General features: G+C 59.8%; 3 protein-coding genes. All 3 read right to left on the bottom strand.

What is annotated here, in order from left to right; all coding sequences use genetic code 11:
* Window positions 1–148 precede the first annotated feature (148 nt).
* Complete coding sequence (locus LRH25_RS11325) at window positions 149–595, bottom strand: H-NS histone family protein (protein WP_231011173.1); 447 nt, start codon at window positions 593–595, stop codon at window positions 149–151.
* 644 nt (window positions 596–1,239) lie between these two features.
* The gene (locus tag LRH25_RS11315) at window positions 1,240–2,622 is read right to left on the bottom strand and encodes an HlyD family type I secretion periplasmic adaptor subunit (RefSeq protein WP_231011172.1); all 1,383 of its coding nucleotides are present in this window, start codon (window positions 2,620–2,622) and stop codon (window positions 1,240–1,242) included.
* A gap of 56 nt (window positions 2,623–2,678) precedes the next feature.
* Window positions 2,679–12,899, bottom strand: coding sequence for a calcium-binding protein (locus tag LRH25_RS33075; RefSeq protein WP_141284727.1), 10,221 nt, complete (start codon window positions 12,897–12,899; stop codon window positions 2,679–2,681).
* Between the last annotated feature and the right edge of the window lie 19 nt (window positions 12,900–12,918).

The raw sequence follows: 12,918 nt of genomic DNA, 5'->3' as shown, positions 1-12,918 counted from the left end.
ACGATCTCCCCTTGGTCCCTTGGTTGGTATTGGCTGCGTGCGATTGCCAGGCGTGCCGGCTTGGCATGCTGGCGGTGGGCAGCGAGGGATTGTGGGCTTGCCCTGCCGCGCTGCGCAATGCAGGCGTGGTAAAGCAGGGCAGCGCGCTTCAGTGGCCGGCGGGCGGCGTGTCGTCGGCGGCGGGCGAAGCATCGTCGGCCGCAGGCTCGACGAGTGGTGGGGGCGGCGGCGCGAGCGCAGCTTGGCGCAGCTCTTCGACGCGCATGCCTTCCTTGAGCAGCGCGCGGCGCAGCCAGTCGGGCTGGGCGCCTTGGCCGTCCCAGGTTTCGCCGGTCGTGGGGTGGCGGTATTTGGGCGGCAGGTCGGGAATCAAGACCGGTTCGGGGGCCGGGGTGTCCTGCAGCAAGTCGTCGATCGTGATGCCCCAGAACTCCATCAAGGCCTGGATCCGGGCGAGCACCACGCCGCGTTCGCGTCGGTTCAGCGGACGGTCGGCACCGGGTTCGGCGTCAGCGTTCGCGTCCAGACGCGCATCATCGGCCGGCTCATGCTCGTGCATCGGAATGGGGAACCCGAAGAAGAAGAGGCTGCGCACCGCGCCAGCGCGGTGCGCAGCGGATCAGGCTTGAGCAGCCTGGTCAAGTTCGCGGCAAGACGGCGCGCAGACCGCCTGTGCCTTGCCCAGCAGCTTACGGGACTTCAGCTGGGCACGTGGGCGATGTTTGCCACACAGGAAACACGACATGGTGGCGGCGCCAAACGCACCCGTCGCAGAGAAGGGAGAACCCGCTACTTTCGAGCGGTAACGAAGACCACCAGCGTCGATGGAGGTCTTGGGATCGTCCTTGGCCAGAATGCGCTCCTCAAAATACAAAATGGTTCAACAACGGCTGCCGGATCCTTCGGGGTTGACCCCCGAAATCATGAACGCCCAAGGCTTTCACCCTGGATCACCTCCCCTGTAAGACGAATGAGACGATAGAAGCGCTCCGGCCAGCCCCTCATTATCGTTCATCTGCAGGATTCGGGCCAGCCCCGGGTTTCTCTCGGGATTAGGGGTTCTGCCGAGAAGCCGCCGTCTTTTGCACGGACGGGCGCCATTTTTGACGCCAATCTCGTGGTTTACCCGCAAGATTTCTCTTTCCGAGCGCTGCGTCCCATCGACGAAGCGCCGGCTGTTTCGAGTCGAAACTTTTTGGGCGCGCCTGTGAGGGCGCGCGGCTGCGCTGCCTGAGGCGGTCATCTCTCCCGCCCGGCCTCTTGTCGCACCTTCTGCACAGGGGAGAGCAGGTACTCCAGCACCGTGCGCTGTCCTTGCTGAATTTCCGCACTCACCATCATGCCCGCCTGCAGCCGCTGGCCATAGTTCGAGAGCTGCGCAGCTTGGGGCGCGATCAAGGCCTTGTAGGTCGCTTGGGCTGGCAGGGGCATTTGCGTTGAACCCGGCTTCGGGTCCGTCGCATCCGCGCTGATCTGCAGCACCTGCGCATCGATCAATCCGTACTTCTGGAACGGATAGGCCGCCACCTTGATGCGCGCCACCTGGCCGGGCACCACAAAACCGGCGTCCTCGTTCTTGAGCAGCACTTCCGCCTGCAGCAGGTCCCCCTGCGGCACCAGGTTCATCAGCAAGGTGCCTGCCTGCACCACGGCACCTGCGGTGGTGACGCCCAGGTCCTTCACCACCCCTGCCTGCGGCGCACGGATCTCAAGGAACTCGTCTCGCACATTGGACTTTTGCAGGTCCTGTTTCGACCTGGCCAGCTGGGTTTGCAACTCCATCCGTTCGTTCTCCAGATCCGCCCTGTAGCTGGACTGCAGGGCGGTGAGTCGGCTCCGTGCCTGGGCAATCGCCGCCTGGAGGCTTTCCAGCGTGGCAGCCTGCGCCTTCATGTCTTGCTCGCGCTCCATGGCCTCACGCTGTTTCTCCACCGCTGCCAACTCGCCCACGAAGCCTTCCTTGTGCAGCTTGTCGTAGGCCAGTGCAGATTGCCGATACGCCGGCAAGGTGGCGCGCAGCTTCTCAAGCACCTGCCGCGCGGCGGCGTCTTCCGCCTGGGCTTTCTCCAGGGTGTTCTGCTCCTGCGCGATGGCATCCAGATGGGCACGTCGCCTGGCCTGGTATTGCGCCAGGACCTGGGATGCAAGCATCGGCAGCCAATCGGGTCGGGCCCTTGCCTGGCTTCCGGGGTTGTCACCCAAAAGCGTGCCGTCTCCCATCAGCATGCCGAGGCTCAAGCTGGAAGGCTCTGCCAACTCGGCTTCAGCCCGCCGCAGGCTCAAGGTTTTCAGCCACACGTCCCGCTCGAAAGCCGAGCTGTCTGCCTGCGACAGGCGAGGGTCCATGCGGAAAAGCAGTTGGCCTTGCGCCACGGTGTCGCCTTCCTTCACCAGGATCTCGCGCACCACCCCCGCTTCGGCCGGCTGCACCAGCTTCACCAGGCTTTGCGGCACCAGCCGGCCCTCGGCCACCGCCACGATGTCCAGCTTGGCCCAGGCCGCCCATGCCAGCATCAGCGCACAGGCAGCCACCACGACACCGCCCACCACACGCGGCATGCTGGCTGGAGGCCGTTCCTGCAGGGCCAGCAGATCGGGCGCGAAGTCCCAGGCCGCGCTCACTGGTGAACCTTCGTGCTGCGCACTCCGGTGTTCGCCCTTGGGACGGCCCGGCGCGCTCACAGCCAACCCATCAGTTCATCGCGCCGCGGCGATGGCGCATTGGGGCGGTGCTTGCGCGAGGCCATCGCTGCGTCGTTTGCATCCCCTCCGCCCAAGGCCGCGCCAGCCCATTGAGGCGATCCGGCCGAGCCATCAGCGCCTGTCACATCCTCCATGAGGTCGACGCGCTCACCCCACAACGCCATCTTGGCGTTTAACCCATGCCATGCAACCAGGACTGGCGAGAGCATGCCCACAGCAGGGACTGAAGGTACCTGTGTGTCCACACCTGCTGAAGTGGTGTCTCGCCGCACCAGGGCGTGCCGCACGGCGCCACCCCAGAACTTCCGCCCGATCCAGGGCTCGTCAGCGTCAAAGGCGTCGATACCGACTTCAGGTGTGCCAGGTGCAATGGCCAAACTGCCAGACCCTGCCGCCGCAGCCTCCAGCTGTGCGGCCGTCGAGGTTGTGCCATCTCCCCAACGCGCGTTCTCGACCTTGTACGCCGTGCCGTTGTACCAACCCGTCATGGTGACCGAATCGGTGCCTGTCTTGGACTTGATGACCATGTCGTTGCCCACCCGGCTGACCAGCACGGTGCTGGCGTTGATGCCGGTGCCGAACTCCAGCCAGTCCGAGTTGCCAGCCGTGCTGTCACTGTCACTGAGCAGATCCTGCCCGTCGCCCACGGCGAAGCGGTAGGTGTCGTTTCCTGTGCCCCCGATGAGGTAATCGTTGCCAAGGCCACCCACCAACGTATCGGCGCCTTCATTGCCTGTAAGCGTGTTGGCCGCGGTGTTGCCGGTGAGCAGGTTCTTCAACGTGTTGCCGGTTCCGTTCAATGCGTCGGTGCCCAGCAGCATGAGGTTCTCGACATTGGTGGCCAGCCCGCTCAGCGTGACGGTGGTCTGGATGGTGTCGGTACCAGCGCTGGCGTCCTCGGTGACAACATCGGCGACGCCGTCCACCACATACACGTCGTTGCCAGCGCCACCCGACATGCGGTCCGCACCACTGCCGCCGTCCAGCGTGTCATTGCCGGCTGCTCCGCTCAGGGCATTGGCACCCGCGTTTCCGGTGAGCTGGTTGTTGAGGTCATTGCCCGTGCCGCTCAGGTCCCCAATTCCCAGCAACACCAGGTTTTCGACATTTGGCCCCAAGAGACTCACACTCACGTAGGTCTGAACGGTGTCCGTGCCTGCACTGGCATCCTCCGAGACCGAGTCGCCAGCGTCGTCTATCACGTAGACATCGTTTCCGCCGCCACCCGCCAAGCTGTCCATGCCAGCGCCACCGTCCAGGGTGTCATTGCCGCCGGCACCAGTCAGGGTGTCGTTGGCCGAGTTACCCGTCATCACGTTGGCAAGCCCGTTCCCAATCGCACTCAGGGCATTGGTGCCCAGCATGGTGAGGTTTTCCACGTTGTTCGCCAAGCCGGTGAGGCTGACCGTGGTCCGAATCGTGTCCGTGCCTTCGCCCGAGTTCTCGGTCACCACGTCGCCGGGGGTGTTCCCCATCGTCGCTGTATCCACGAAATAAACATCGTCGCCCACGCCGCCGCGCATGGTGTCCACGCCAGCCCCACCGTCCAATGTGTCGTTCCCGTCCAGGGCTGTGAGCAGATTGCCTGCGCTGTTGCCGGTGAGCCAGTTGCCAAGCTCGTTGCCCGTGGCGCTCAGGCCGGCCGACCCAAGCAGCACCAGGTTCTCCACGTTGCTCACCAGGTTGCCCTGGAGGGCGACGGAGGTCTGGATGGTGTCCACACCTTCGCCTTGGTTCTCGGTCACCAAGTCCCCTGTGGCGTCCACCAGGTAGACATCGTCGCCCGCACCGCCTTGCAGCACGTCACTGCCCAGGCCCCCGTCCAAGACATTGGCGGCCGAATTGCCCACCAGCAGGTTGGCCAGGTCATTGCCCGTGGCATTGAGGGCATTCGCCCCCAACAACACGAGGTTCTCGACAGTGCCACTCAAGGCCCCCAACTGAACGCTGGTCTGCACCGTGTCCGTCCCGGCACCGGCCGCTTCGGTCACGAGGTCATCGGCGCTGTCCACCACATAGGTGTCGTTGCCATCGCCTCCGCTCATGTTGTCCGCGCCGGCACCACCGTCCAGGGTGTCATTGCCGGCGCCTCCTGAAAGGGTGTTGTTCGCGGAGTTGCCGACCAATTGGTTGTCGAGTTCGTTGCCAGTGGCACTGAGCAACGACGAGCCCAGAAGCACCAGGTTTTCGACATTGCTCACCAAGTTGCCCAGCAGGGTGACGGTGGTCTGGATGGTGTCCAACCCTTCGTTCAGGTTCTCTGTCACCACATCGCTTGTGCTGTCCACCACGTAGACGTCATCACCCGCACCACCCAGCATCGCGTCGTTGCCGGCACCGCCGTCCAGGGTGTTGGCCGCGGCATTGCCGGTCAGGGTGTTCTTCAGCGTATTGCCGGTCACACTCAGCCAGTTGTTGCCCAGCAAAAGCACGTTCTCAATGTTGGCTGCCAAATTGCTGAGCGTCACGTAGGTCTGGATCGTGTCCGTCCCCTCGCTGGCGTTTTCCGTCACCACATCGCCATAGTCGTCCACCACGTAGACGTCATTGCCCGCGCCGCCGACCAGGCTGTCCGCGCCTGCACCGCCATCCAGGGTGTCGTTGCCGGCAAGTCCCGTGAGCACGTTGTTGGCGTAGTTGCCCGTCAACCGATTGGCGCTGTCATTGCCAGTGCCGCTGAGTGCCTGGTCGCCCAGCAGTTCGAGGTTCTCCATGTTGGTGATCAAGCTGGACAGGGTCACCGTGGTCCGAATGGTGTCGGTGCCTGCGCTGGCATCTTCGGCAACCACGTCGCCCGTCGTGTCAACCATATACACGTCATTGCCGCCGCCCCCCACCAGGCTGTCCACGCCAGCGCCGCCATCCAAAGTGTCGTTGCCGTTGCCGCCCATCAGGGTGTCGTTGGCCACATTGCCTGTCAGCACATTGGCCAGCGTATTCCCGGTCACCTGCAAGGCATTGCTGCCGAGCACCGTGATGTTCTCGACGTTATTGGCCAAGGCAGCCAACAAACTCACCGTGGTCTGGACCGTGTCAGTGCCTTCGCCAGAGATTTCGGTCACCGCGTCGCTGGCCGAATCCACGAGGTAGACGTCGTCCCCGGCGCCGCCCTTCATGATGTCGTTGCCGGCGCCGCCATCCAGGGTGTTGCCGGCAAGATTGCCGATGAGCTGGTTGTTGAGCCCGTTGCCCACGCCGCTCAATCCATCGGAGCCCAGCAAGGTGAGGTTTTCAACGTTGGCGAAGAGCCCGGCGACGGAGACATAGGACTGGACCGTGTCGGTCCCCTCGCCAGAGTTCTCGGTGACCAGATCGCCGGCGTCGTCCAAGACGTACAGGTCATTGCCGGTGCCGCCGACCAGGCTGTCCGCGCCGGCCCCGCCGTCCAGTGTGTCATTGCCCGCAGCGCCGGTCAGTGTGTTGCTCGCGGAGTTGCCGGTGAGCGCGTTGGCGAGTCCGTTGCCGGTGCCGTTCAGCGCTTCGGATCCCAGCAGCACCAGGTTCTCCACTTCGGAAGCCAAGCTGCCCTGCAGGTTAACTGCGGTCTGAATCGTGTCGATGCCCTGCCCGGAAGTCTCGTTGGCCGAGTCATTTGCCGAGTCTATGACGTACACGTCATTGCCCAGGCCGCCATACATGGCGTCCGAGCCAGCGCCTCCATCCAGCGTGTCATCGCCGCCAGCGCCGTAGAGCGCGTTGTCCGCGCCGTTGCCAGTGATTCGGTTGGCAAGCGTGTTCCCGGTAGCGCTGATGATGCCAGCACCGGTCAAGACCAGGTTCTCTACGTTGTCGGCAAGCTGCGTCACCGTCAGGCTGCTTTGCAGAGTATCCGCGCCTTCTCCCGAGTTCTCAATCAGACTGACGGTTCCGGAGTCCCACACAAAAACATCATCGCCCAGGCCACCCAACAAGGTATCGGCCCCCCCGGCGCCGACCAGCGTGTCGTTGCCATCAGCCCCGCTCAATGAATTGGCCGAGGAGTTGCCCGTCAAAACATTGGCATTCAAATTGCCCACACCATCGATGGCGGAAGAGGTCAACAGGGTGAGGTTTTCAAAATTACTGGTGAGCGTATAACTGATCGCGGCCTTCACCGTGTCCACGCCCTCGTTCAGCTGCTCAACGATGATGTCTCCGGCAACATCCACCACATAAGTATCGTTTCCGAGACCACCCACCAGGCTGTCGGTGCCAGTGCCGCCATCGAGCGTGTCATCACCCGCCAGACCAAACAAGGTATCGTTGCCACCAGTACCACCAGCCAACGAATTGCTGCCAGAATTCCCAGTCACAGTGTTGGCCAGATCATTGCCGCTGCCATTCAGCCATTGCGACGTCCCCTCGTCGAGCAGCAGTGATTCGACATTAGAGGCCAAGGTGTAAGTGGATTTGGGAGCATAAGCGACCACCAGGTGAACGGTATCCAACCCAGCATTGGCATTCTCCGAAACGGCTGCATCAGACTCATCGACGAAGTAGACATCATTTCCCGCGCCACCGAGCATCCTGTCGGAGCCCAAACTTCCCACCAATGTATCCGCGCCATCCCCTCCAGTCAGGTTGTCATTGCCAAGCCCCCCCTGCAGCCCGTCATTACCCGCTCCACCGGATAAAGTGTCGTTGTCAATGCTTCCAGACATCACATCATCGCCCGCGGTACCCACCATCGAATCAGCGCCGAATGTCCCTGAGATAATCAAACTCGAAAGTAACTGCACCTCTGCGCCGTCGATCTCAATACCATAAGAGGCAGACTGATTCGCGTCAAAGTATGAATCTATCGTTATCCGATCAAGCCCACCAAAATCCAACACAAGATCATCTGTACCGGCAAGCCTGATCTTGACGTCACTGGCAGATATTCCAAGAATATCGAATATTGCCGGCCCTGCCGATCCGGAAAAACCGTCATACATTATCAAATCCGCGCCATCGCCACGGCGAAAGCCAATGATCTGTTCGTTGCTAGCGAAGATGGTATCCTCACCGGTTCCACCTTCAGTATACACAGATCCTGCGGCCTGCAGCCAATCGTCTCCACCTCCTCCGATCACCGTGCATGGAACGCCTCTTATTTCAAAGGAGTCATCTCCATCCCCGCCGTCCAATGTTGCAGAAATGTATCCGCTCTCCGGACTGTAGTTAGACAAATAATCATTGCCTGCATCTCCATAGAGATACCCCCCACCGCCCAGGGAATCATTCCCCGCATCCCCGTGCAACAAGCCATTGCCTTGCAAGAAGTCGTCACCATCCCCGCTCGCCAAAGTATCCCCACCGATCGAAGAATGACCGACCAACGTATCATTTCCTAGCCCCCCATTTATAATGGTCGGCCGAGAAAATCCGTCAATGTAGTCATCGCCGACTGTGCCGGCAGTGATTAGATCGCAAATCTGAGCGAGGCTCCAGATGGTTCCATCGGCAAAATCAATCTCCTGGAGAGGGTTTTGCGGAGTAACCACCCCGAACGGATCGTTATTCCATGAGAAATTCTGAACTAATATCGAATCGCCCGATGGGATGATTTTAATCAGCAAGTCAATGGGACCATTTATCCATTCATCCTTATCCGGGTCATAATATTGCCGATAGCTTCTCGAAAGAGATATATCACTCGTCGCGATCCCGCTACCAAAATTTAATGTACTGAAGGGGGCATCCCGAACGGGTGGCAACGTGCCGCCGACACCAATGGTGTCGTTTCCATCGCCCAAGTTAAACATATATGAACTACTACCGAGTGCATAAATTGAGTCGTTGCCTGTACCGCCTCGAAAGAGGTCTCCACCGTCGTAATCCATCAGGGTATCATTTCCGGCCCCGCCGTCCAATACATCTTCTCCATCACCGCCATCGAGATAATCATTACCCTCATCACCAATGAGAGAGTCGGCCCCGCCATACCCAAAAATGTGATCATCACCCCAGCCGCCATCCAATATTTCCATGGCAGACGTTGTGTAGGTTCCAAAAATCGTGTCGTTGCCACCGGCGCCAAAAACCTGATGAACCGGTGCGCCATCCAATGAGAAGGTGAAGTTTGTCGTGACCTTGTCTTGCACCCAATCCCGCAGCAGGACGCTGTCGCCACCAATGTTCAGATTGGTCATTGCGCCAAAATAAGCATTGCGCAATGTCAGATATTGCCCTTGGGCCGGATCCCCCAGGGACAGCGTGAGCGACCCGTCCGCATCGGTGTCCGCCACGGCGAAATCACCGTTGACCTGCAACGTGTCATTGCCGCCGCTATCGCCTATCAGGTTCACGGGCGCCGCCGAGGCATTGGGGGCAGCGGACAGCTGCGCACCGGCCCCATCCACGTCGCGGGTGGACTGGTCCGGAACGGCGATCTGCTTGTCGTGAACTTGGGCGACGGCAGAATCGACCGTGACGCCCTGCGGTGCCCGAGGAATGGCAATCGGGATCGCCACCGCACCGAAATCTGCATCCCAGCCTACGGGCGTGGAGGGGCCGGCCGTAGCCACTGCTCCCGCCTGTTGCGCGCTGGCAGGACTTTCACCGACGCTGTCGCCCACATCCAGGATGTAGAGATCGTCCCCCGCGCCGCCGTAGAGGTTGTTCGTGCCGGCACCACCGATCAGTGTGTCGTTGCCATTGCCGCCGATCAGTGTGTCGTTCCCGTCTCCGCCATCCAGCCAGTCATTTCCCGAATAGGCGGAAACGACCGAGCTGTCGGTTTCGTCTTCGCCCGCCAGCCAGTCGTCACCAGCGCCGCCCAGCAGCGTGTCATCCCCGCCATAGCCGAAAAGGGTGTCATTGCCTTCGCCACCGTCCAGATTGTCAGTGCCATGATATTCGGCCGCAATGTCATCGGCATCACCCAGCATGATGTCGGCATCGTCACCGCCAATCAGCGTGTCATTGCCGCCCCCGCCAACCAATTGGTCGGTGCCGGCTTCACCATCTAGATAATCGTCGCCATTATACTGAGGGTCCAGATACGTGGCGTTGTCGTCACCCCAAATGGCGTCGGAACCCGTGCCGCCATACAAGGTATCATCACCACCACCGCCCACCAACTGGTCGGCGCCGTCTTCCCCATCCAGATAATCCTTGCCCTGATACCTTCCTTCAAGGGCCAGGTTGGGATCATCGCCCCACAGCGAATCGTTGTCTGCTCCGCCATAAAGTGAATCTTCGCCTCCATTGCCAACGAGGATGTCAACACCATCTTCTCCATCTAGAAAATCATCACCCCACAGCAAGGTCTGGTCGGAGTAGTTTTTGGCAAGGTTCGCGGATACATCACCCCATAGCGTGTCGCCGCCAGCACCACCATACAGGGTGTCGCCTTTGCCTCCGCCAAACAGTCGATCGTCGCCATCTTCCCCGTCGAGGTAGTCATTTCCATGGAACGAGACGTCGCGGATGGCCCAGCCCACGTCGGGGTTGTCGTCTGAATCGCCGTACATCAAGTCGGTGTCTGCGCCTCCAAAGAGCTGGTCGTTGCCGCCACTGCCATTGAGGTAATCGTTCCCAGCACCACCGTCCAAAAAGTCAGCGCCATGGTATTGCCCGGCTACCTGGTTGATGTCGTAATCGCCAATGAGGGCATCCATCCCATCGCCACCTTCGAGAATGTCATCACCGCCCATGCCGTCAATGCCATCTTGCCCTGCACCTCCGGTGGCGCGATCGTTGCCAGCGGAGGTCATGATGTTGTCGTTCCCGGCTCCGCCGTCCACTACGTCGCCATCGGAACCCACCGGCGCATTGACACCATCCCAAACACTTGAGTAAGGGCCGGCGAGGTAGATCCCCCAGCGCGCCCCTTCGGTGATAACTTGCTGGCCCGCCGGCGGATTCCAATCGTCTGTCGTCTTTTCCCGCTGCAGCGTGCTCAGCGTGGCGCTGCTGCTGATGTAGTCATTCCCGTTGCCGCCCTGGATGTAGTCACTGCCGGTGCCGCCGCCAATCAGGTCATCGCCTTCGCCGCCATCAATCCTGTCGTTCCCCGCCCCGCCATCCAATGCGTCATTGCCACCCAGGCCATTGATCTGCTCTGCCGCAGAGCCACCGTGGATGACGTCCGAGAAATTGACTTCGGTCACGCCGCCCGTGAGCGTGCCGTTGGCCTGCCATGTGGTGGAAGCCCAGTCATAGGTATCGTGATTGGCCCCAGTCAGGTTCGCCGGCCGCTGATCGCCATTGAAGGTTTTGGAGATGACCCCGGTGTCATGCAGATTGATCGCCACGCTGTTGCTGTTGACGCTCGCGCCCTGGCTGACGTAATTCACCGAAAGCGTGGAGGTGGAATCAGCGGTGACATCGCCATCTTCAATCAAGGCAAAAGTCACCTGGGTCTGCCCTTCGGCCAGCGTGATGACCGCGCCATTGGCAGTGACCGTGCTGTCGCCAAGAATGGCTTTGAACTGGCCCGAAGCCCCGCCTGTCAGGGCCAAAGTCAGCGTGTCGCCAGCAGCAGCGGCGCTGTTCAGGCTGATGGTGAACGATCTGCCGCCTCGCTCAAGAATATCGGCAGTCGGCCCCGCCAAGGTTTGACTACCAGCCGGCGTTTGAGCATAGGGGTTACTATTGGCTCCCGGCTGCACATCGACCTTCTTCTCGAGCTGCAGTTTAATTCCTAAATAGCCTGCACTTCCAAGCAACTTATCAACGTCAACATTCGAGATCGTTATCTCGTTGCCGTCGCCCAAGGCAAGACCACTGATGACCAGGGTCTTATGATCGTTGTCCAAGCTGTAGATGTACTGGAAATCATCGACCACCCAGGCGTCGAAATTACCTTCCAGCACGTGCTGGACGGACGTTCCACCAGAGAGAGCTGTCCCGCCGATTCGGATTTCTCCGAGGCCGTCTTGGTCGACGATGCTATCCAATCCATCGCCGGTGGAGAATATATATGAATCTTTTCCCAGCCCGCCCTTCAGGGTGTCATTGTTCAAACCGCCAATCAGAGTGTCATCATCAGCGCCACCATCTAGCACGTCACCGCCGGCCTGGCCCAAGAGGTAATCCAACCCCGTCCCGCCGTAGATCACATCCCCTTTCTCACCGCCGACCATCAAGTTATTGTTCAGCCGGTTGCCCGAACGCGCGTCATCGACACGTGCATCCAGCTGTGCTACCGATGTCTGATCTGCTTTGAAATAGATGGCTGCGGCATTGGATATCACAGATTGGTTGACATCCGGTGCATTGGCGCCATGAAGTCGATTCGCGTATGAGACAAACGAGCTGTAAGCCAAGGACAGGGCTTGGACCAACGTAGGCACTGCCCCTGAAGGCAGCAAATTGCCGCTGCCAGCCAATTCCAAATTGGCGTTTTTTACGATCTGATCATAATTACCCTGAGCGCCCACCAAATAATTGGTACCGTTGGCCACCTTCCCATCTGGCGAGACGCTCCACTTGGCATCGTAGCCAAAAATTTCTGACCGATGCTGGGTCAGCATGCCATAGATCTGCTTGGCTTCGATCTGCTTGGCGTCGGCCTCGGTTGCCTGAGCACCGTTGTACAAACCAAAGATATTGGACTCAAGATACCGACGCGCAGCAACGCCGCCGCTTGGAGAAGCGCCACCATTTGATCCATACCGGATTTGATACCATGCCTCAGCTCGATTTCCCTCTTTGAGGGCTTGGCCTAAGCCGGGACCTAACAAGTTTGCTGGACTCGCACCCTTTGATCCTCCCCAACCTAACGACATCAGTGCCAGCTTCTCAAGGGTGAGATCAAAGTTGCCAACTTGATATTTAGAAAGAAATCCATTAACATCCAGTTCGAACCCAGGTACCAGGAAGTTGAATACCGATTGAATTTGCCCCACATCCAGCACAAACGTGCTAGGCGAACTCGCGTGAGTCTTGTGGTACTCCAACATGGTCGCATTCAGCAGATCATTCAATGGCTTGGCATCCGAACCATTCAAGTTAGGCTCCCACGCCTTGTTAGTGGTTGGATTTTTGGTGGCGACGGCGACCAGCGATTTAGTCAGGTCTTTGTCTATAATTCCCCCAAACGCGATATTTAAGATGGCATCAACTTTATCGCTATTTTGCAAATTGAAGCCAACTCCGATGGTGGGTATCCCTTTGCCATCAGTGTATGCTGTGGTAGCCGGATCTCCACTTTGCTCAAGCGTCAGCAAGATGTTGTAAAGTAGCGTATTGTATTGATTCTGAGATAATGAATGGGCTGTAATGGTCATGATTGGTCCTCCTGCTGGT

This window comes from Ideonella azotifigens (assembly GCF_021043325.1).
Taxonomy (GTDB): Bacteria; Pseudomonadota; Gammaproteobacteria; order Burkholderiales; family Burkholderiaceae_C; genus Ideonella; species Ideonella azotifigens.
This window is presented reverse-complemented; position numbering and strand designations above follow the sequence as displayed.